Here is a 20912-nt window from a genome sequence, read left to right as displayed (position 1 = left end):
CGCGTTGCTCCTGCTCGATTGGCGATGGGCGGTGGTCGTACGGGCACCGTGCACAGATCCGTAATCGGCCGGGGCGCCGGGCCGTCTGCCGGCCGGGCCGCTAACGTGGAATTAATCCGAAAAGCTCACAATTTTAGACAGTTGTGTCGATGGGTGCTGCGTAAGGGAGGCGTCGCGAGGACGTTCCGGCGACGGCTTCCTGTCGCTCGCTCATTGAGGTCAAGAACGTGACCACGTCCTTCGAAACGCCAAGCTTCGCCGAAGAGCTCGACGCCGTCGCCCTTGCAGCCGCAGCAGGCGCGCATGAACAAGCACGCCCGGAAGCGCCAACGCCGCCGATCAGGCCCCGCCGCAAAACGGTGCTGCCGCTGGCGGTATGTGCCCTGGCCATCAACGGCGCAGCGGCGATCTATACGTCGCCCTCCGGCCTGCCGTCACTGAATGTTGCCAGCCTGGCTGAACTGCTGCCGCGGCAGGAGGCGCCGGCGCCGAAGCCGGATCCGGTCGTTGCCGTCTTGAGAGAGATCCAGTCGGCGCAGCAGCAGCACACGGCTTCGCTGCAGGAGAACAACCAGGCCCTGCAGCAGAATGCGGCCTTGTTGCAGCAGGATTCACTGGTGCTGCTGTCGCTGCGGCAGAGCATCACGGACGAGCGGGTCGACGTGAAGAAGATCTCGTCGCAGCTGTCGACGCTGATCGCCAAGGTCGACTCCCTGCAGAATGTGATGATGTCGGACGTCACGTCGTCCATTCGACGAGCGAATGCGCGCTACGGACTCTCCGCCGCGATGCGCAAACGGATGGTGCGGGAGCCGAAGCCTCTGGGGCCGGTGTCGATCGGAGGGGCGCCGTTGAGCGTGCCGGCTACGGTGGCGGCTCCGGAGAGCTGAGGACTGGTCGCGCTAGGCGGCTTGCTCCTCGAACGAGGTGTAGACCAGGCCTGTGGGATCGACGACCTGAACGTCCCAGCACCCGTCCTCGACCAGTTCCCTGGCCTTCTTGAGCGCGGCGGCAAGTGACGACCGCTTGAGACTGACGACGCCCGCCGTGTCGAAACCGTTGATTTCAAACATGCCGTTCCTCCGGTTTTGGGGAGCGTACACGTTTCCGGCGGGTTGTCAGCGGATTTTGTGAGGCTAGTGAAGGCTGGGCGAGGGCTAGCTAGCTCAGAACGTCTTGCCGTACTGGCAGGGCGCAGCGTCCCGCAGATGCGTTTTTCATAGGAACTAACCGGCCGCCGCGCGTCGCAAATGTGAAGGGAGGGGGATCGGGCGATGATCTTCCTCGGCAGCTTCAATCCAACACGCGATTGCATCCTGCACGTTCTGCACCGCTTCGAATTCGGTGGCACCGTCGGACATGCAGCCGGGAAGGTCGGGCACGGTCGCAACAATGCCGCCGCCGTCTTCCTCCGACAGCGGCTCGATGATGATCTTGTAGTGCGCACGCTCGCCCATCTGGTCTCAATCTCGCAGAAACGCCCAGCAGTCACGAGCGATGGATTTCGCAAAGGGCTCAACCCACCCCACGTGCTGAGGCCGCGGTCATGAAAGCCGCTTCCTCACCCTGGACGTTGCATCTAGCGATGACTGCAATTCTTCGGTAAATTTGGGTCGAACTTGGGAGCGATTATGGGGCGGCTACGTGATCGGGTTCGTTGGCCATGGGTCGTTGCCGGCGTCGTCCCCATGCTTTTCGCGCTCTTTTTCATAGCGTTGGGCGCATTTGCGGACCCGCAACACGACGACTTCTGCTTCTCATACCGATATGTTGAAGAGGGGCTGTACGTTTCGCTGATGCGATTATACGGGGAGTTGGGCGGACGCGTCCTCCCCTATGTTCTCATCGAAGTGCCCGCGATCATCGCGCAGGCGACGGGCGTAAGCCTCCTTTTTGCATACTCCCTGACAATGATGACAGGCGTGATCCTGTTCGTCATCGGCTGCATGATCGCCATTTGGCGCGCGTGGCCGCGACTTCGCGGGTTGCCCTCGCTATTTCTCGGCATCGCCTTCGCCGCCGCAATCATCGGTGCTTCGCCGAGTGTAAGCGAACTGCTCTACTGGCTTCCGGGGGTCGCGTGTTACGTTCCGCCGGCGATCATCTGCATCCTGATCCTCGGGGAATGCGTTCGCGCACTGGACAACGAGGCCGATTTTTCGGCGTCTGCGATTATCTGGATGGCTGTCGGGGCCTTCATTGCGGGATTGTGCAACGAGTTTACGACCCCGTGGATCGTCGCCATTCTCATCGGCTCCGCGTTCGCGCGTCGCATGTTGGAGCGGAGAATGCAGATCGGTTGCCATCTGCTCATCGCTGTCGCCGCCTTGGCAGGTTGGACAATTGTCGTGACGGCAAGCGGCAATGGCTCCCGCATGTCGCAGATGACAAATGCCGGCCTGTTCGGCCATTCGCTGCTCGAGGCGTTCCGCTTTGGTCTTACGCAGCTGGGGCGATTCCTGCGCGACCCCGGGGTGATCGCCTGGCTGGTTGCCGTCGGCGCATTGACGCTTGCTGCCCCCCTACCGGACCGGCCCGATCATCCCCGCGCGCGGCTGCTGGCGCCCGGCCTGATGATCCTCTGTCTTGGATGCTGCTATTTCGAGTATTTTGTTCACTACTACTCGACAGGTATTCGCCTGGTCGAGCGAGCGCAAAATCAGGCGCTGATTCTGCTGCTCTTCGGTTCGGGACTGAGCGTTTCACTGTTGGTCCGGACCTATCGCCAAGAGCTTGAGCAATTGCTTTCCAGGAGGGGCGTGCTTCTACCGCTCAATTCGACGGCGTTGCCGCTTGCCCTGGCCGTCGTCATGGCGGCCTCACTCCTGCTCGGCAGGACGGGCCGTCTTGTGTATGCCGAGGCATCGAGCCTCTATCCCTACTGGCGTGAGACGGTCGCGCGCCACAAACGCCTCTCCACGACACCTGACTCGGTCGTGATCGTGGCTCAGCACAGATGGAAACCGACCCTCTTGCTGATAGCCGACGTGATGGTGAACAAGGGATGCGTCGCCAGATATTTTGGGAAGACCGATTTTATCGTCGTTGAAGCACCCTCGGAATGAGGGCTGCCACGGCGACGGCCAAGCCTAAAGCGCGATGAGGTTTGGATGAATCCCTAGATGCGGGAGCTGAAGTCTCTGGGGCCGGTTTCGGTCGGAGGGGCGCCGTTGAGCATGCCGGCCGTGGTGGCGGCGCCGGAAAGCTGAAGGCACGTCAAGCAAAGCAGTTGGCAGGTAGCGCGGTAACGTGATCCGAAGTTCACGCTGACGGGCTTATAGCGCCGAGTTGGAAGCGCGCAGCCAGGTAACAACGGTGAGCGCGATTGGATTGGTGGACTGTCGTCGCAATCGAAGTTTCAGTTGCTGGGCCTTGGCCTCCAACCGTATTCCTGATGCGAAATCGTGGCGGTGATGTCGGCCTCTTTGTCTGCCGAGAGGCGCCAGGCTGCCACTCCGAAGCACAACGTCAAGATCAGGGCCGTCGCAAGCAGAAGCATCGAGACGAAATGGCTCACGCGCGTCACCAGCGGTTGGGAACTACGAGAGAGCGAACACGAGTTGCCGATTCGGAAAATACAGACGCGCTGACCTAAACGACCGATTTCCACATCCAGTCACACAGGACCAAAGGCGCTCACGATCCCGATCGTGATCGGGACCAGCGCGACGATTGTCCATAAAGCGGGCGAACTGGAAGATAGACCGGCGAAAAAGATCAAGAGACCGAAGCCCACGAGGGCCGCCGAGATGGCATAGGCGAGTGCTTTTTCCATCGTTCGATCCACGAGGAAGCGGGATGGATTGCGCTTGTAGGACTCACCGCCGGTCGAAACGTTCCTATGCTCAGCTGGATCAGCGGTGCAATGGCAACGTTTGGAGCTTAGCTCAGCATGCCGACTGCAACTGCAACTCCGAAGGCTGGAGGCACCAAATCACTTGGCCATAAATCTCTTGGCCATAAATCTCTTGGCCATGAATCACTTGGCCATGACTGCGCCAGTCTGGCACGGGATCAGCGGCGCGCGCCTCTAAGGTGAAGACGGGTTAGTCCCGGTCTTCCGCTCAAGCAGCGCCATTTCAACCTGGTCAGCAAGGACCGTGAGGTGGCACGCAAGCCGGTCGAACACTTCGCGCTTGGCTGGATCGGTAGCCAAGTCGCGGATCAGGGCGCATTCGGCCGCATCTTTGCGGAGTTTCTCGATCTGCGCCAGATAATCCTTCATCGGCAATTCGCTCCGTTCTGCGCAAACGGAACGTACAGCCAATGTTCGAAAGCGAACAGACGTGATTGCCAAACTTTCCTAGTCTTCGCTGGCTTTGGCCTTCCCCAAAAAGGTCAAGCACCTCCAGCGGCCCCGGCCTCCACACCCCAAAAGCCCCCACGGTCGGGGCCGTCATGGGGCGCTACGCCCGATCTACGATCCCACGCGCAAAGCCCGTGTCTCCAAGCAATTCGCATCGCGCGACCTGCGACAACCGCGCAACACTTTCCACTGGAACTGGCTGCTCGCGAGTGCATTTCTCGATTGCATGGTTTTCCCTGTTATCTCGGTCGGCTCGGGGTGACGGAGGGGGCGTACTATGAGCACTTGCGATCGCACCGCTGTTCTGAAACAGCGTTTCGACGAGCTCGCTTCCGGGCTTTCCGAATTGCAAGATCTGCGCTCGCGCGTATTCGCGGCCGAGCAAAAGCAAGAGAGGCAAAGTCCCGAGGGCAAGCCGCCCCCGACGATTCGCAAGAGTGCCAAACCTAAATCGCGATCAGCAGAAACCGATCGACCGAAGAGGCGCTAGGCGCGGCCCCCCGGTTCACGCTTCAAGAACAAGGGCCGCTGCTCTGGAACAGCGGCCCTACCGGGTTACAATAGATCCGAGATAAAATTTGCCAGCCCCGGTAACGACATGGTTCGTCCTGGAGGATGTTCCTGCATCAACAAATGTGAATCCAAAGGAACGGCCCCGAGCGTCGCGGGGCTGGCTGCGGACACACCGGGGCCGCCCGACGCACCATTCAGTCTGGCACGCCGGGGGATATCGTCTGCTCAAACATTCGAGCGGGGTGTCTCAAAAGATACCGACCAGAAATTAAATTTCCTAGGGGTGCAGAACCAGCCCCAACTCGAATGCGAAGAACCGGGATGAATCCAGGAGGGCCTCAGGTGCGGCAACGCGAACGACGGCCGGTGAACACGTTCGATTGCGGCTGGCGAGAAAGGAGACCGCAACCATTGGGACCGCCGGTTCACGCTGGCGGGCCACTGTCATTCGTCGCAGGTGGCCTCTCGACGCGCGAGGGCATCAGCAGACGTAGCAATTGCTCAGCTCGCTCCTTGGTCAGATTGGCCGCCATGTCGGTCCCGATCAGTGCTGGGCCCTTGCGTTCTCGATCGTAGACCATCCAACCTTTGCCTCCCATTCGAATGAAAAATCGGCTTTGCGACGGAACCTCGTCAGTCAATGAAGCATGCTCCCGGTTTGCTCAGCACTCACAGGAGCGGCATTCATCTTTGTAGCTTCAATCGCATATGTGAATCGTTTCGGGAAAAAGTGGCACCGTCTCTTTCTTGGCGCTAACCTTGCGCGATACGTGAGTCGGGGGATTCATGGATCGGAAGCCCATTGAGAGCATGTGTCTCGAAGAGCTGTGGCGACTGCACACCCTGGTCAACGATGTTCTGGCGGAGAGGCTTGCGGCGAAGAAGCAAGAGCTAGAACGACGACTACAGCTCCTTAACCGCGAAGGCAAAGCTCCCCATTGAGGCCGTCGCCATCGGCTCGCCGGTTCACGCTGGCGGCTAGCCGCTCGGGAGAACCGTCACTGCCGGCGCGAACCGTTCCGAGAATGTTGCGGCCTTTGCATCCCGTGCTGCGGAAAGGGCGGCCGAGATAAACGTGGAACATCCGATGGTTGCCAGCGCGATGAGTGCCGCACCGATAATCAGGCTACGCATTCCACTCTCCCTTCAACGGGCGTTACGATCACAGCATCGGATTGCATTGTTTCAGGTTCGCTTCGTTGTGCGCCTAAAATGGCTTCGTACACGCGGCCGTGAATGCGCTGAACCAGAAGCCAGTAGACCAGCACACGGCGCAATCCCTCCTCGCGCTACTTGCTGTCGTGGCTGTGAAGAAGTGCCGTCACGACGACGGCCCTTCTTCATTTGATTGCGAACGGCGTCGCTTCACGCGCGCGCTCCAGCAGATGACAACGAACAACACGGCGGCGACGGCGACCTGACCAGCGAACGCGACAAGCTTTAAATTGCGGCTAAGTTTGGTGAGCGCGCTGGGGCTCGAACCCAGGACCCCGTGATTAAAAGTCACGTGCTCTACCGGCTGAGCTACGCGCTCCCATGGCCGCTGATGGCTAAGATTAAGAGATCGCCATCGTCTTCGGACATTCGAGAGGCATGTCTTGCCGCTTCGCTGAAAATCGCGTTGCGGGGAAAACCGGTTGTTTCCGGATCATGCCTTCGGCACGGGCTGTGTAGGGGGAGTGGCAGCGGAGGTCAATAGTGCGGGTGGCTGCCGAAGATCGCGGCAGGAGCTGGGATTTGCTTGGGCTATCCGTCGCTTAGGCCAAAATTCTCAACTCAATTGGCGGCCGGTCATCCACGCCGAAGACCACGTGACTTCTAAGCACGAGGTCCGAAGACCGGCGTGGAGCCGGATCAGTTCGTCTCCCGCCGCACCTCGCTCGGCACAGGCTGCGGCGTGCCGGTCGGGTGGGGCAGCGCGACCGGGCGCAGGCCGATCAGCTCGGCGGTGCGGATCGCGCTATCGCGCCAGAACTGGAACGAGTTGATGCGGCTGAGCTCGAGGATGGCGATCGCGACGGCGGCCAGGAACGGCAGGCTCTGCAGCACCAGGACGCCGGCGAAGATGTAGATCTCGGTGATCTGGCGGAAGCTGTTGGAGGCGACCAGGACGCCGGCGCCAACGATGAGCAGGATGCCGATCACGGCCTCCCAGAAGGCCTGGAACTCGATCGACATCCTGCTAAGGCCGCCCTTGGAGGTGCGGGCGAAGGCGATGTGCTCGGTGATCAGGCCCTGCGCCACCGCGCGCGACACCGTCCATTGCACGCTCATCGCCGCGATCATGGCACCCAGCATCTGGCCGGGCTTGATGGCGACGCGGGCGCGGTACATCGACAGGAAATGCACCAGCGAGACGACGAAGGCGCCGATGATCGGCAGCGTCAGGATCTTGTCGGGGATGGCGATGTCGGCGAAGGCGACGATCGGCACCCAGACGAGGTTGAGCAGCGCCACGACCACGCCGAGGCTTTCGGCGCCCAGCCAGTTCAGCCAACCCAGGCCATATTCGCGCTTCTGGTCGGGCGTCAGCCGGCTCGCACCGGGCAGGAAGCGGCGCCAGTGCTTCTTGACGATCTGCAGGCCGCCATAGGCCCAGCGGTGCCGCTGCTTCTTGAAGGCCTCGTAGGTGTCGGGCAAGAGGCCCGCGCCGTAGCGGGTGTTGGTGTAGTGGGTGGTCCAGCCGAGCTCCTGGATCGCAAGGCCGAGATCGCTATCCTCGCAGATCGTGTCGCTCGACCAGCCGCCGGCCATGTCCATCGCGGCGCGGCGGATCAGGCACATCGTGCCGTGCACGATGACGGCGTTGAGCTCGTTGCGCTGGACCATGCCGATGTCGAAGAAGCCGGCATATTCGCCGTTCATGATGTAGTGCATGATCGACAGATTGCCGTCGCGATGCTCCTGCGGCGCCTGCACGAGGCCGACGCGCGGGTCGGCGAAGGCGGGCACGAGGTCCTTCAGCCAGTCGGGTTCGACGACGTAATCGGCATCGAGGATGCCGATGATCTCGGCATCGGCCGCGGTGCGGTCCATCGCGATGCGCAGTGCGCCGGCCTTGAAGCCTTGCACCTTCTCGGCGTTGATGAATTTGAAGCGTTCACCGAGCGCGCGGCAATGGTCCTGGATCGGCTGCCAGAAGGCGGGGTCCGGCGTGTTGTTGATGATGACCACGCATTCGTAGTTCGGATAGTTCAGCCGCGACAGCGCATCCAGCGTCTGCTTCAGCATCTCGACCGGCTCGAAATAGGCCGGGATATGGATCGAGACCTTGGGGCAGTAATTCTCGGGCACGTTCTCGACCGGCTTGTCCTTCGTGATCAGCCGCTGCGGCGGCCGGCCGAAGGCGACCGCGGCGATCTCGTCGATGCGCGCCATCGCGATGAGGACGAGCGGAACAAGGAGGATCATGCCGAGCGTCAGCGCGAAGGCCGAGCCGAAGATGAAGTAGTGGCTGTTCCAGAACGCGAACACGGTCGCGGCCCAGGCGCCGACGCCATTGGCGGTCGCGGACAGCAGGAAGGCCTGCCTGGCGGTCGCTTTCTCGATCCGCAGGATCGGCAGCGATAGCAGCACGCCGACCAACAGCGCGATGCCCATCAGCTTCCAATAGTCGGGATTCTCCACTGGGCCGGTCCAGGCGAATTTCGGCTCGCGGCTGGCATTGAGGACGCCCCAATACGGACCGACGCCGCCTTCGAAGAATTTCCAGGGCTGATCGATGGCTTCGACGATGTTGTATTCCATGCCGATGGCTTCGGCGCGGCTGACGAAGTTGCGCAGCACCAGCGCCTGCTGGAACGGGCCGGGATCGGCGTTGCGCAGATTGTAGCCCTGGCTCGGCCAGCCGAACTCGGCGATCACGATGCGCTTGCCGGGGAACAGGTTGCGCAGCAGGTTGTAGCGGTCGACGGCCTGGTCGACCGCCTGGTCCGAGCGGAAGTTTTCCCAGTAGGGCAGCACGTGCGCGGCGATGAAATCGACACTGGAGGCGAGCTCGGGATTGTCGCGCCAGATGTTCCAGATCTCGCCGGTGGTGACGGGCACGCGGACCGAGCCCTTCACCTTCTTGATCATGTCGATGAGGTCTTCGACCTTCTGCTCGCCGCGGTAGATCACCTCGTTGCCGACGACGACGCCGACGACGTTGCTGTTCTTGCGGGCGAGCTCGATGGCCGCCTTGATCTCGCGCTCGTTGCGATCCTTGTCCTTGTCGATCCAGGCGCCGACGGTGACCTTGAGGCCGAACTCCGCCGCGATCGGCGGCACCAGTTCGACGCCGCCCGTGGACGAATAGAGGCGGATCGCGCGCGTCATGGTCGACAGCGTCTTCAGGTCGGCGCGGATTTTCTCGACCGTCGGGATGTTGTCGATGTCGGGGTGGGCCGAGCCTTCGAACGGCGCGTAGGAGACGCTGGGCAACAGGCCTTTGAAGTCCGGCGCAGGTTCCCTGTCGCGCAGGACTCCCCACACGCCTGCATGGAGCGCAGACACGAGCAACAGAACGGCGGCGACAACGCGCATCGCGGCTAAACCAATAGGGGCTGAGGTGGCAGGGAAGCGGATCTGACCCCGAGATCCGACCGTGTCCGCGGCAAAGGAAGCATACCTCTGCCGCGCGGTTTCACAACTGTCATGGCCTCATGTCCTTATGAGGGCATGCCTTTTCGAACGACGCGCGGCAGTGCCAACCGTGTCTATGGCCGATCGTTCCTGAACGGCAGCTGAAACGACCAGAGCTATTTAAGAGCTCGGGCTATTTCGCCGGCGCCGGGGACGGGCTGGCCGCAGGCGAGGGGCTCGCCGCCGGCTGCGGCTGCGCATTGGCGGCTGGCGCTGCCGGCTGGGAGGCCGCGGCCGCCGCCTGCTGCGGCTGGGCGGCCGGGTTGATCCAGCACGCGTGCACGCGGCTGTCCAGGGTCTCGGCCACCTTGGGATCGATCTGGCCGCCGAAGCGGGTCAGGCAGCGGAACGCGGCCTGGATGTGGCCGCCGGGGCAGCCGAAGCGGTCGTAGAGGTCGAGATGGCGAAACGCGGTATCGAGGTCATCCCGCCACATCAGCCGGACCACGCGCCGGCCGAGCCAGACGCATTCGGGATTGCCGGCCGGGCCGTTGATGACCTGGGCGGCTTCCGCGAACTCGTCGGTGCGGCGCTGATTCTGGGCGGCGTCCTTGGCGGCGTCGGCGGGCTGGGCGGCCGCCTTGCCCTGGTCGGGGGCCGGCGTGCCGCTCTGGGCGGAGGCGCCGCCAACACCGATCAGAACGAGCAGGCAGGATACGGCCAAGGTGGCGGCGAACTGCCGCAGGACCGCATTTCGTGACTCGAACACCCGTTGCCGCATGAATTCCCCAATGTATCCGCTGGCCGTCCGCGTCAGGAGCCCCGCGGACGCGCCAGCTGATGGCGTCCAAATGGGTCTCCAATGCGGCGGAAAAGTCTTTCGGAGTCCATGACCTGTATTTCGAATTTTGTCCAGCAAAGTCACGATCCTAGATCACGGTCGAACGGCCGCAGGTAAATTCCTTTGGGGGCGCGAAGGGGTCCACTGGGGGTGCCCCCTTGGCAGACGGCGTGCGAGAAGGTAATCGACGGCCCTTCGCGGAGGACGGAACCGATTTCTCTTCGTACGCCACTGGCGCTTCTGCTCGTCTCACTGGGTGCGATCGCTGCCGTGTGGTGGTGGCTTGCCACGCCGATCACGCTCGCGCGCGCCCCGATCGACCCCGCCGACAAGGTTCAATGCGTCTCCTACGCGCCGTTCCGCGGCGAGCAGTCGCCGCTGGACGCATGGACCCATATCGAGGCTGACCAGATCGAGCAGGACCTGCGCCAGCTCAAAGAGATCACCGACTGCGTCCGCACCTATTCGATGGAGAACGGGCTCGACCAGGTGCCGGCGATCGCCGCCAAGGTCGGCGGGCTGAAAGTGCTGCAGGGCATCTGGCTCTCCAGCAACCGCACCAAGAATTTCGAGCAGGCCGGGCTCGCCATCCGCCTCATCAAGCAATTCCCCGAAATCATCACCGCCGTCATCGTCGGCAACGAGGTGCTGCTGCGCGGTGAGATGACGACGGCAGACCTGGTCTCCCTCATCCGCCTGGTCAAGACCCAGGTCAGCGTGCCCGTCACCTATGCCGATGTCTGGGAATATTGGCTGAAGAACCGCGAGGTCTATGACGCGGTCGATTTCGTCACGATCCACATCCTGCCTTATTGGGAGGACTTCCCCATCAAGGCGAAGTTCGCCTCCGCCCATGTCGAGGCGATCCGCGAGCGCATGGCGGTGGCGTTTCCCGGCAAGGAGATCCTGATCGGCGAAACCGGCTGGCCGAGCGCGGGGCGCATGCGCGACGGCGCGCTGCCCTCGCGCGCCAACCAGGCGCGTGTCGTCTCGGAAATCCTGAGCCTTGCGAAGGCACAGAAGTTCCGCGTCAACCTGATCGAGTCCTACGACCAGCCGTGGAAGCGCAGGCTGGAAGGCACCGTCGGCGGCTATTGGGGCCTGTATGACTCGGTGCGCCGCAGCCTGAAATATCCGCCGGGCGAGCCGATCAGCAATTTCCCGTACTGGAAATGGTACATGGGGGCGGGCATGGGCCTTTCCGTGCTGGTGTTCGCGGTCGCGGTGATCACGCTGCGCCGGCGGCCGTGGACGCCGCGCTTCCCGGCCTGGCTCGGCGTCGGCATCTCGGCGACGACGGCGGGGAGCCTGCTCGGGATCGGCGCCGACAAGATGTATTACGAGAGCTACGGGATCGGCGGCTGGCTGCTCTGGGGCGCATTGCTGCTGGCCGGCATCCTGTCACCGATCTTCTGCGCGCAGGCGATGGTGATCGGCCGCAGCCTGCCGACCTTCCTCGACCTGCTCGGCCCGCGCGAGGGCCGGAAATGGTCGAAGCTCACCGCCGTGCTCGGCCTGACGCTGGCGGTGACGGCGGTGATCGCGGCCGCGACCGCGCTCGGCTTCGTGTTCGACCCGCGCTACAAGGATTTTCCCTACGCCGCGCTGACGATGGCGGTGGTGCCGTTCGCGCTTTTGATGTTGAACCGGCCGCAGATCGGCCAGCGTCCGATCGCCGAAGCGGTGTTCGCGGGGGTGCTGGCGCTGTCGGCCGTGTACGTGCTGTTCAACGAAGGCCGCGACAATTGGCAGTCGCTGTGGACCTGCGCGATCTATCTGTTGTTCGCCCTCACGCTGTGGCGGGCGCGGGCCGAGCAAAGCCAAGAATGAGCAGGCCGATCGCAAGGCCCGACAGCACGACATTGTAGAGCACGATGCCAAGGCCGGCCGCGATGAGGCCGACCGTGAGCAGCACGATCGAGGGCCGCATCAGGTTCAGCGTTGCGACCACCAGCGCGACGATGCCGAACACCGAATTCTTGAACAGCACGGTCGAGACCGCCCGCGACTTGCAGACCAGCGTCTGCAGCCCGGCGTCGCAGGCGAGCGCGACCTGCGAAAACTCGATCGCGAGATAGCGCACGTAGAGCGCACAGCCGACGGTGACGAATCCGACCACGAGCAGGAACTGCACCTGGTAGGGCGTGAGGCGGAAGGGCTTCTTTGTCATGGCGGCAATATGGTCGGGAAGGCGCGGGCAGGCAACAGGGCAGGCGATGTTTCTTGATCCGGCGGGCCCGCGCATCGTCCAGGAACACGCGAGCATCCCGCCGGTTCTGAACATGGTGTGGCCCAACGCAATTGCCGTCGAGGAGTGAGGCATGGACAAGCCGACGCAGCAGCAGCTGAGCGAGCTCAAGAGGCTGAGCAAGGAGGCGCGGGTGGAGGATTGGTCGGAAATCGTCCAGACCAAGGACGAGGCGGAGATGCGCATCCGCGATCTGAAGGAAAAGGCGCGGATGGAATAGGTCATCGCCTGCGCCAAAGCGATCAGCTGCGACCTTGCGTGTTCCGGCTCTGCTCCGCCAGCCGGCGCTCGTATTTTTCGGCCAATGCGAGCAGTCGCTTCCTGATGTGGGGATCGGCGCGGTCGGCCAGTTCGCGGATCAACGCGAGTTGCTCCCGCAGAAAGTTCGCGTCCGTCATCTCCGCTCCGAATCGAATTCGCCGCGGATAGTGCCTTCTTACGCGAACCTCCTCCGTATCATTTGGTATGTTCCGGCATGTCCCTGGCGCCCTATTTCAAGCCCAGCCGGCGCTCAACCCAGCCGAGAGCGAACAGCACGAGCAGCGTCACCGCGATCGCGGCGCCGACCAGCAGCCACGCGCCGAGTGCGCAGGCGATGCCGAGGCCGGCCGCAATCCACACGGTTGCGGCCGTGGTGAGGCCGTGAACCGTCTTCGCCTTGCTGTCGTGCAGGATGACGCCTGCGCCGATGAAGCCGACACCGGTCAATACGCCGGCAACGACGCCCTGGATGACCCTGGAGATCGCATCCGGGTGGTCGCGCAAATTCTGGAACTCGATCACGGAGATCGACACCAGGGCGGAGCCGAGAGCGACCAGCGCGAGGGTTCGCATTCCCACCGGCTTGTCGTTCATGTCACGGTCGATGCCGATCAGGAGGCCCGTACCTGCGGCGACGAGCAGCCTCAGCACATCATCAAGTTCGTTCATCGAATTCCGCAAAGCTAGGAAAGGCGGGGCGCCGTGAAAGAACGCAAACCTGCTGCAAAAGGCCAGCGTCCGATCGCCGCATGCAAGCGGCTTCCGTCGCGGACGGGGCGTTCTAGCGCCTGAAGAACGACGACAGCGTCGATGTCGCCGACGCGGTCTCCGGCTTGGCCGGCGCCGGCTGCGCCGCGGGTGGGGGCGCGGGCTCCTCGCGCTTCGAGGAGCGCTTTGACGAATAGCTGCGGCGGCGCTTGTCCGGCTTCTCGGGCTTTGCACTCGGCGCCGGCGCGGTTTCGGCTTGCGGAGCGGCGTCCTGGTTCTTCTCGGAGTTCTTGTCCTGAACCCTGTCTTGGGATTTCTCTGGTCCCTTGTCCGGCGTCTTCTCCGAGCCGCGCATCGACAGGCGCTGGCCGTCGAACACGGTGGTCTCGCAGTGACGGTCGCTCTCGGCGAGGCTCGCGCAGAATTTTGCGGCGGCGGCGGCGTTGACCAGAGGGCCGGCACCGAGGCGGAGCTGCATGCCGAGGCCGGTGGTGCCTTCCTTGATCATGATGATCGGCCGCAGCGCTGCGATTTCCGGGTTGGACTTGGTCACGCCGCGCCAGAGCGCGCGCAGGCCGTCGATCGAATTGGCGCCGCCGAGATCGATCGCAAAGCGCGTCTGCTGAACCGCGATGGCAGGGGCTTCGGTCTCGGCTGCGTCCGGCGCTTTCGTTGTTGCCACGACGATTTCGGCCGCGGCGGGTGCCGGGTCGGTCTTCTTCTCGGCGGCCTTCTCAGCCGGCTCGGGTTGAATCAGTTTCGATGCGGCCGGATCCGGTGGGGCCATGAGCGACTTGGCGGGCACCAGCGGAATGGTCGGCAGCGCCGAATTCGTGACTGGATTCTGCTGCACGAGCGAGGCAGCGGCCGCGGTCTGCGGCGGCGTGCTCGGCGGCTCCTTCAGCGCTTCCTTCGGAGTGTCCTTCTGAGCATCCTTGGCGGCTTCGGTGCGCGGCTTCTCGCCCGCCGGCGCCGGCGTCGAGGCGACCGGCGCGATGCTGGGCGCTGGTGCTGCGTCCTGCGGCTTCGCGCCCGGCGGTGTGGCGGCCTGTTTGGCAATGGCGCCGGTGACGGAATCGAGCCCTTGCTCCAGCACCGTGACGCGCGAATACAGCCGGTCGCGGTCGCTGTTCAGCGTCTCGATGGCGGCGGCGAGCCGGCGCGCTTCGTTCTGGCTTTCCTTGGTCAGCAGCTGCAGCCGGTCGGCCTGGCGCACGAGATCGGCGGATGCAACCTGGTCGCGCCGCCAGCCGAGCTGGGCCTGGTTGGCCATCACGGCAACGACGACGGCGCCGACGGCCGCCACGCCCCACGAGCCCACCCGCCACATCAGGCGCCGGTCGAAGGCGCTTTCCTCGGCCAAAAGTCCGGAGAACAGCCCGCCGGTCTCCTTGGTGGAGAAGGCATCCGCCAGTGGGTCGGAATCCTTTGCCATGAATGTTAAGCGCCCAGCCCTGTCCGGCTTCCCCGAATCAATCAGGGAACATTAACAGGAAAAGCGCGCCGCACTTGAATTCCGGGCGTTTGCGGGGGTAGCTAGGCGATAGCTTCCGAGGGCCTCGCCGCCCGTCCGCACCAATTTTGATTCGGCCATAGCTGTCAGGATTTCAATGACCGCCCGTTCCAGCCTTACGATCGTGCTCGCCGCCGGCGAAGGCACGCGCATGCGATCGAGCCTGCCGAAGGTGCTGCATCCGGTCGCTCACCAGAGTTTGCTCGCCCATGTGCTCGCCGCCGCACCCAAGGGAACCGGCACCTCGCTCGCGGTCGTGATCGGCCCCGATCATCAGGCAGTCGCCGACGAGGCCAAGCGTATCCGCCCCGACGCGCTGACCTTCGTGCAAGCCGAGCGGCTCGGCACCGCGCATGCGGTGCTGGCGGCGCGCGAGGCGATCGCGCGCGGCGTCGACGATCTCCTGATCGCGTTCGGCGACACGCCGCTGATCTCGGCCGAGACCTTTGCGCGGCTGCGCGCGCCGCTCGCCCGCGGCGCCGCGATTGCCGCGCTCGGCTTTCGCGCCGCCGATCCGACCGGCTACGGCCGCTTCATCGTCGAGGGCGACCGCCTGGTTGCGATCCGCGAGCAGGCCGACGCCAGCGCGGACGAGCGCAAGATCGATTTGTGCAATGCCGGCGTGATGGCGATCGACGGCCGCCGTGCGCTCGACATTCTCGGGCAGATCGGCAATGCGAATTCCAAAGGCGAATATTATCTGACGGATGCGGTCGAAATCGTCCGCAGGCAGAGATGGGAGGCCGTGGTGATCGAGACCAGCGAGGACGAGGTGCGCGGCATCAACACCAAGGCGCAGCTCGCGGAAGCGGAAAGCGTGATGCAGGCGCGCTTGCGCAAGGCGGCGATGGAGGCCGGCGTCACGCTGATCGCACCCGAGACGGTGTATCTGTCCACGGACACCGTGTTCGGCAAGGACGTCACCATCGAGCCGTTCGTGGTGATCGGCCCCGGCGTGTCGATCGCGGACGGCACCGTGATCCATTCGTTCTCGCATATCGTCGAGACCACGCTCGGCAAGAAGGTCTCGATCGGTCCCTATGCGCGGCTGCGTCCCGGCACCTCGCTCGGCGACGGCGCGCGCATCGGCAATTTCGTGGAGACCAAGGCGGCGACGCTGGAGGCCGGCGTCAAGGTCAACCATCTCTCCTATATCGGCGACGCCACCGTCGGCGCCAATTCCAACATCGGTGCCGGCACCATCACCTGCAACTACGACGGCTTCAAGAAGCACAAGACGGTGATCGGGCAGGGCGCCTTCGTCGGCACCAACTCCTCGCTGGTCGCTCCGGTGACGATCGGCAAGGGCGCCTATATCGGCTCGGGCTCGGTGATCACGAAGGACGTACCCGACGACGCGATGGCGCTGGAGCGCAACCAGCAGACCATCCGCGAAGGCGGCGCGGCGCGCTATCGCGAGCTGAAGACCGGCGGCAAGAAGCCGGAGAAGTGATCCTCGTCAAGACGGAGTTCTAACTAAGGGAATGCGGGCTGGATCACGGAACTGCAAGGAGCGCTTGATCTGCTCAGTGCGCTGCATCCGGCCGAGCTAGCCTGGCCGGCATGCACTGTCTCAGCTCGTTCACCGCCACGCGGACTCTTGAAGGCGCATGTGCCGCCTGGGACCACACGGCGTAGACAGAGTTGCCGAGAGCTCGGTGGTCATTGAGAACCCTCACGAGTTGACCTGATTGGAGCCGGCTGTCGACCAACCAGGTCGGAAGGCAAGCGATCCCAGCGCCATCCACCGCAGCCTCGGCCACGGCCTCCAGGTCGTCCAGCCGAATACGGCCGCCGACGGCGAATTCGATCACGGCACCGTCCTTCGTCGCGAACCGCCAGGGCTCGGCGCGCCCGCCACGACGGGCATAGGGGAGACAATCGTGGCTTGGGAGCTCGCTTAGATCGGATGGGCAGCCCCGCATCGCGAGGTAGGTCGGCGCTGCGCACACCACCATGTCGAATGCGTCGAGGCTGCGCGCGATCAGTCCGGCACGGTCGGGCAAAGGCCCGATCCGCACGGCCAAATCGATCCGCTCCTCGACGAGATCGACAAGATGGTCGGCGAACCGGAGATCAAGCTCCATGGAGGGGTGCCGACGGGTCAGCCCGACCAGGATGGGCGCGACGCAGAGCCGACCCAGCAAGACTGGAGCGCTAACGCGGAGCACCCCTGTTGGCGACCGATCACTGCCACCCAACGCCGCTTCGGCCGCTTGGATATCGGCCAGAATGCGTTGGCAGCGCTCATAGAAGCTCTGGCCCTCGTCGGTCAGGCTTTGCGCGCGGGTTGTACGGTTGAAGAGGCGGACACCCAGCCGCTCCTCCAGGCGGGCGATCGTCTTGCCGACCGCTGATCTGGTGAGACCGAGTTGTTCAGAGGCGCGCGCGAAACTGCCGGAATCCGCGACCTGCACGAAAACGGAAATTCCGCTCAAACGATCGACCATGGCTGCCTCAGGAGAAGATCTATCGCCATTGAACGGACAAATGACCGCCAATGCGGACGTCTGAACCCCAATATAGATCACCTTCGGAGCGTGCGACAGGTTGGAGAGCGCGATGAAGACTTGGCAGGTTCGAGGGCCTGGACGCGATTGTCTGAAGCTTGCAGAGATCCCCAGGCCGTCGCCCGGTACTGGCGAGGTGTTGGTGCGCGTGCACGCTGTGTCACTCAATTATCGAGATCGCCTCTCGATCGACAACAACGGCTATGCGAGCTACGGCCTGCCGTTCACGCCTTGCTCCGATCTTGCCGGAGAAATCGAGGCCTTGGGCGCTGGCGTGTCGCGCTTCACCATGGGCGAGCGGGTGATCAACAATTTCAATACGGACTGGATGGACGGTCCGCCCCCGCGCATCGCCGGCGTGGTGGCGAGCTTCGGGGGACCGGTGCCGGGTGTGCTGGCTGAGTACGTGGTCGTCCCCGAGGCTTGGCTGGTCAAGGCGCCCGAGAGCTTGTCGTACTCAGAGGCGAGCACCCTGCCGTGCTGCGGGCTCACCGCATGGACCAGCCTTGTGGAGCTTGGGCGAATACGGCCTGGCGAGATCGTGGTGGTTCAGGGTACGGGTGGCATGTCGATCTTCGCGATCCAACTCGCCGCAGCCGCCGGTGCAGAGGTGATCGTCACTTCGAGCAGCGACGCCAAGCTCGCGCGGGCCAAGGCACTTGGGGCGCGGCACGGAATAAACCGAACCACGAGTCCGGACTGGGCCGCGGCAGTGTTGGAGCTCACAGGCGGACGGGGCGCCGACCATATTCTGGAGATGGCTGGCGGCGACAACCTCGCAAATTCGGTGAGAGCCATCGCGCCGGGAGGCCGCATCTCCTTGATTGGCGTGATTGACAGCTTCAACTCCAGCTTTCCCTCAGTGCCCGCCATCTTGGCGCAGGCGACGATCCAGGCCATTTACGTGGGACATCGGCGCGGGCTCCAGGACTTGGTGCGCGCGGTTGACCGGATCGGCCTGAAGCCGGTGATCGAAGCCGAGTTCGAGTTCGCCGACTTCCTCTCAGCCCTCGATGTTTTCGCCAAGGGCCCGTTTGGCAAAGTCGTCATCACCGTTGGACGATGATCAAGCAGGTGATGGACGGGACGCTGCGAGAGGCTATTCGTCGTCGGCGAATTCGGAGAAGATGGCGCGGGTCAGGCGCCAGCCGCGCGGCTTGGCGCGCTTCGCCGGCTCGCCTTCGGGATGCTTGATGAAGAGGGGCTTGTTCTCTTTGCCGCGCAGCGGCGGCGGCCAATGCGCAAGGTGCGTGCCCGTGGTCTCGCTGGCGCGTAGATACGTCGACGACAAACCTTTGCGGTCGGACGAGCCCTTCATGACTTTTACTCTCCTGGACGGAAATCGTTGGCCAAATTCGTTGACAAGAGGTTAATCTGCGCGGTTTAAGGCCGGCCAATTCGACGCAGGCGAAAGCAGAGGTCGCGGGCCAGTGCTGTCTCAATCAGCAATAATTATTGAGTATCTGGTTCCCTGGGATTTTCGCTAAAAACCGAGCGCGTCGTTTAGGCGATTTTTCGACGATTTGGGGGATAGTGGTCCGCATGTGCGGGATTGTCGGCATTCTCGGGCGCGAGCCGGTTGCAGAGCAATTGGTGGATTCGCTCAAACGTCTCGAATATCGCGGCTACGATTCCGCGGGCGTCGCCACGCTCGAAGGCAAGCACCTCGAGCGCCGCCGCGCCGAGGGCAAGCTGAAGAACCTGGAGAAGCGGCTGGAGGCCGAGCCGCTCAAGGGCACCACCGGCATCGGTCACACCCGCTGGGCCACCCACGGCAAGCCGACCGTCAACAACGCCCATCCGCACGCGACCGAGCGCGTCGCCGTGGTCCACAACGGCATCATCGAGAATTTCCGCGAGCTGCGCGAGGAGCTCGAGGCGAAGGGCACGGTGTTCCACACCGAGACCGACACCGAGATCGTGCTGCATCTCGTCGACGATTTGCTCACGCGCGGCAACAAACCCGTGGAAGCGGTGAAGCTGACGCTGGCGCGCCTGCGCGGCGCCTTTGCGCTCGGCTTCATCTTCGCCGGCGACAACGACCTCATGATCGGCGCCCGCAACGGCCCGCCGCTGGCGATCGGCTATGGCGACGGCGAGATGTATCTCGGCTCGGACGCCATCGCGCTCGGCCCGTTCACCGACACGATCAGCTATCTCGAGGACGGCGACTGGGCGGTGCTGACCCGCAAGAGTGCAACGATCTTCGACAAGGACGGCCATGCCGTCCAGCGCGACAAGATCAGGCACGCCGCCTCGACCTCGCTGGTCGACAAGGCCAATTACCGCCACTTCATGGCCAAGGAGATTCACGAGCAGCCGGAGGTGGTCGGCCACACCCTGGCGCGCTACGTCGATATGGCGACCGAGCGCGTCGCGCTGCCGGTCAAGCTGCCGTTCGATTTCAAGAATATCCAGCGCATCAATATCACCGCCTGCGGCACCGCGAGCTATGCCGGCTTCGTCGCAAAATACTGGTTCGAGCGCTTTGCGCGCGTGCCGGTCGAGGTCGATGTCGCCTCCGAATTCCGCTACCGCGAGGCACCCTTGCGCAAGGGCGATCTCGCCATCTTCATCTCGCAGTCCGGCGAGACTGCCGACACGCTGGCGGCGCTGCGCTATGCCAAGGCCGAGGGTGTGCACACGATCGCCGTCGTCAACGTGCCGACCTCGACGATCGCGCGCGAGAGCGAGACCGTGCTGCAGACGCTGGCGGGACCCGAGATCGGCGTCGCGTCGACCAAGGCCTTCACGTGCCAGCTCATGGTGCTGGCAAACCTTGCGATCGCGGCCGGCAAGGCGCGCGGCGAATTGTCGGACGAGGACGAGACCAAGCTCGTCCACGGGCTGGTCGAGGTTCCGCGCCTGATGGCCGATGCGCTCACAAGCGAGCTCCAGATCGAGAAGCTGGCGCATCGGATCGCCAAGTCGCGCGACGTGCTCTATCTCGGCCGCGGCACCAGCTTCCCGCTGGCGCTCGAAGGCGCGCTCAAGCTGAAGGAGATCTCCTACATCCACGCCGAGGGCTATGCCGCCGGCGAGCTCAAGCACGGCCCGATCGCGCTGATCGACGAGACCATGCCGGTCGTCGTCATCGCACCCCACGACCGCGTGTTCGAGAAGACCGTCTCCAACATGCAGGAGGTCGCCGCGCGTGGCGGCAACATCATCCTGATGACCGACGCCAAGGGCGCGGCGGAGGCGACCGTCGAATCGCTCGTCACCATCGTCATGCCCGACATGGCGGCAGCCTTCACGCCGATGGTCTATGCCGTCCCGGTGCAGCTGCTCGCCTATCACACGGCTGTCGTGATGGGGACCGATGTCGATCAGCCGCGCAATCTCGCGAAATCAGTGACTGTCGAATAGGCAATCGGGATATCGGTCGGCCGCAGTCTTCCAAAACCTGCTAGAAGACCCTAGCTTGTTGGTAGCGACCGACCTGGAAC

Annotated in this window: 20 protein-coding genes and 1 tRNA gene; 7 read left to right on the top strand and 14 right to left on the bottom strand. The window is 63.7% G+C overall.

The window, feature by feature from the left end:
- Positions 1-227: 227 nt before the first annotated feature.
- The gene (locus AB7M16_RS02120; protein ID WP_453943015.1) at positions 228-890 is read left to right on the top strand and encodes a hypothetical protein; all 663 of its coding nucleotides are present in this window, start codon (positions 228-230) and stop codon (positions 888-890) included.
- A 12-nt stretch (positions 891-902) separates the two neighbouring features.
- Here AB7M16_RS02120 and AB7M16_RS02115 read toward each other — a convergent pair whose 3' ends face one another.
- Positions 903-1073 (bottom strand): hypothetical protein, encoded by a 171-nt coding sequence (locus tag AB7M16_RS02115; RefSeq protein ID WP_260379231.1) that lies wholly within the window; start codon positions 1071-1073, stop codon positions 903-905.
- Between the two features lie 153 nt (positions 1074-1226).
- On the bottom strand, positions 1227-1457 hold the full coding sequence (locus AB7M16_RS02110) for a type II toxin-antitoxin system HicB family antitoxin (RefSeq protein WP_453943014.1): 231 nt from the start codon (positions 1455-1457) through the stop codon (positions 1227-1229).
- Between the two features lie 231 nt (positions 1458-1688).
- Between AB7M16_RS02110 and AB7M16_RS02105 the strand changes: the two genes are divergently transcribed.
- Complete coding sequence (locus tag AB7M16_RS02105) at positions 1689-3065, top strand: DUF6056 family protein (protein WP_453943013.1); 1377 nt, start codon at positions 1689-1691, stop codon at positions 3063-3065.
- A 551-nt stretch (positions 3066-3616) separates the two neighbouring features.
- On the opposite strand, the gene AB7M16_RS02100 is transcribed toward AB7M16_RS02105, so the two are convergent.
- The 6 genes from AB7M16_RS02100 to AB7M16_RS02075 form a co-directional block, all read right to left on the bottom strand.
- A complete protein-coding gene (locus tag AB7M16_RS02100; protein ID WP_164936882.1) occupies positions 3617-3775 on the bottom strand; it encodes a hypothetical protein in 159 nt (52 codons plus the stop codon).
- A gap of 255 nt (positions 3776-4030) precedes the next feature.
- Complete coding sequence (locus tag AB7M16_RS02095; protein ID WP_453943012.1) at positions 4031-4225, bottom strand: hypothetical protein; 195 nt, start codon at positions 4223-4225, stop codon at positions 4031-4033.
- Between the two features lie 1572 nt (positions 4226-5797).
- On the bottom strand, positions 5798-5953 hold the full coding sequence (locus tag AB7M16_RS02090; protein ID WP_453943011.1) for a hypothetical protein: 156 nt from the start codon (positions 5951-5953) through the stop codon (positions 5798-5800).
- Positions 5954-6277: 324 nt separating this feature from the next.
- Positions 6278-6353 (bottom strand) — tRNA-Lys (locus AB7M16_RS02085).
- Positions 6354-6673: 320 nt separating this feature from the next.
- Positions 6674-9343, bottom strand: coding sequence for a glycosyltransferase (locus tag AB7M16_RS02080; protein ID WP_453943010.1), 2670 nt, complete (start codon positions 9341-9343; stop codon positions 6674-6676).
- Between the two features lie 232 nt (positions 9344-9575).
- Positions 9576-10163 carry a beta-1-3, beta-1-6-glucan biosynthesis protein gene (locus AB7M16_RS02075; RefSeq protein WP_172783743.1) on the bottom strand — a complete coding sequence of 196 codons (588 nt, stop codon included), beginning with the start codon at positions 10161-10163 and terminating at the stop codon, positions 9576-9578.
- A gap of 330 nt (positions 10164-10493) precedes the next feature.
- Between AB7M16_RS02075 and AB7M16_RS02070 the strand changes: the two genes are divergently transcribed.
- Positions 10494-12053, top strand: coding sequence for a glycoside hydrolase family 17 protein (locus AB7M16_RS02070; protein WP_257187430.1), 1560 nt, complete (start codon positions 10494-10496; stop codon positions 12051-12053).
- Here the strand turns inward: AB7M16_RS02070 and AB7M16_RS02065 are convergent.
- The gene (locus tag AB7M16_RS02065; protein ID WP_453943009.1) at positions 12013-12393 is read right to left on the bottom strand and encodes a hypothetical protein; all 381 of its coding nucleotides are present in this window, start codon (positions 12391-12393) and stop codon (positions 12013-12015) included. The two genes, AB7M16_RS02070 and AB7M16_RS02065, sit on opposite strands and share 41 nt — an antisense overlap.
- 151 nt (positions 12394-12544) lie before the next feature.
- Here AB7M16_RS02065 and AB7M16_RS02060 point away from each other — a divergent pair, with 151 nt between their 5' ends.
- The gene (locus AB7M16_RS02060; protein WP_453943008.1) at positions 12545-12691 is read left to right on the top strand and encodes a hypothetical protein; all 147 of its coding nucleotides are present in this window, start codon (positions 12545-12547) and stop codon (positions 12689-12691) included.
- Positions 12692-12713: 22 nt separating this feature from the next.
- On the opposite strand, the gene AB7M16_RS02055 is transcribed toward AB7M16_RS02060, so the two are convergent.
- From AB7M16_RS02055 to AB7M16_RS02045, 3 genes are all read right to left on the bottom strand, one after another.
- The gene (locus AB7M16_RS02055; protein WP_172783746.1) at positions 12714-12869 is read right to left on the bottom strand and encodes a hypothetical protein; all 156 of its coding nucleotides are present in this window, start codon (positions 12867-12869) and stop codon (positions 12714-12716) included.
- 91 nt (positions 12870-12960) lie between these two features.
- A complete protein-coding gene (locus AB7M16_RS02050) occupies positions 12961-13401 on the bottom strand; it encodes an MgtC/SapB family protein (RefSeq protein ID WP_172783747.1) in 441 nt (146 codons plus the stop codon).
- A gap of 112 nt (positions 13402-13513) precedes the next feature.
- Positions 13514-14875 (bottom strand): hypothetical protein, encoded by a 1362-nt coding sequence (locus AB7M16_RS02045; RefSeq protein WP_453943007.1) that lies wholly within the window; start codon positions 14873-14875, stop codon positions 13514-13516.
- Between the two features lie 175 nt (positions 14876-15050).
- Here AB7M16_RS02045 and glmU point away from each other — a divergent pair, with 175 nt between their 5' ends.
- Positions 15051-16406 carry a bifunctional UDP-N-acetylglucosamine diphosphorylase/glucosamine-1-phosphate N-acetyltransferase GlmU gene (glmU, locus tag AB7M16_RS02040; RefSeq protein WP_453943006.1) on the top strand — a complete coding sequence of 452 codons (1356 nt, stop codon included), beginning with the start codon at positions 15051-15053 and terminating at the stop codon, positions 16404-16406.
- A gap of 73 nt (positions 16407-16479) precedes the next feature.
- On the opposite strand, the gene AB7M16_RS02035 is transcribed toward glmU, so the two are convergent.
- Positions 16480-17403: a LysR substrate-binding domain-containing protein gene (locus AB7M16_RS02035; RefSeq protein WP_453943005.1), complete on the bottom strand. Its 924-nt coding sequence runs from the start codon at positions 17401-17403 to the stop codon at positions 16480-16482.
- A gap of 112 nt (positions 17404-17515) precedes the next feature.
- Here AB7M16_RS02035 and AB7M16_RS02030 point away from each other — a divergent pair, with 112 nt between their 5' ends.
- On the top strand, positions 17516-18529 hold the full coding sequence (locus AB7M16_RS02030; protein ID WP_453943004.1) for a zinc-dependent alcohol dehydrogenase family protein: 1014 nt from the start codon (positions 17516-17518) through the stop codon (positions 18527-18529).
- Positions 18530-18562: 33 nt separating this feature from the next.
- Here AB7M16_RS02030 and AB7M16_RS02025 read toward each other — a convergent pair whose 3' ends face one another.
- On the bottom strand, positions 18563-18781 hold the full coding sequence (locus tag AB7M16_RS02025) for a hypothetical protein (RefSeq protein WP_212257132.1): 219 nt from the start codon (positions 18779-18781) through the stop codon (positions 18563-18565).
- Between the two features lie 224 nt (positions 18782-19005).
- On the opposite strand from AB7M16_RS02025, the gene glmS reads away from it, so the two are divergent.
- Entirely contained in the window at positions 19006-20832 is a 1827-nt protein-coding gene (gene glmS / locus AB7M16_RS02020; RefSeq protein WP_453943003.1) for a glutamine--fructose-6-phosphate transaminase (isomerizing), read from the top strand.
- The last annotated feature ends 80 nt before the right edge of the window (positions 20833-20912 follow it).

The organism is Bradyrhizobium sp. USDA 372 (assembly GCF_053629095.1).
The sequence above is the reverse complement of the archived record's forward strand: the minus strand, read 5'-3'. Positions and strand labels throughout refer to the sequence as shown.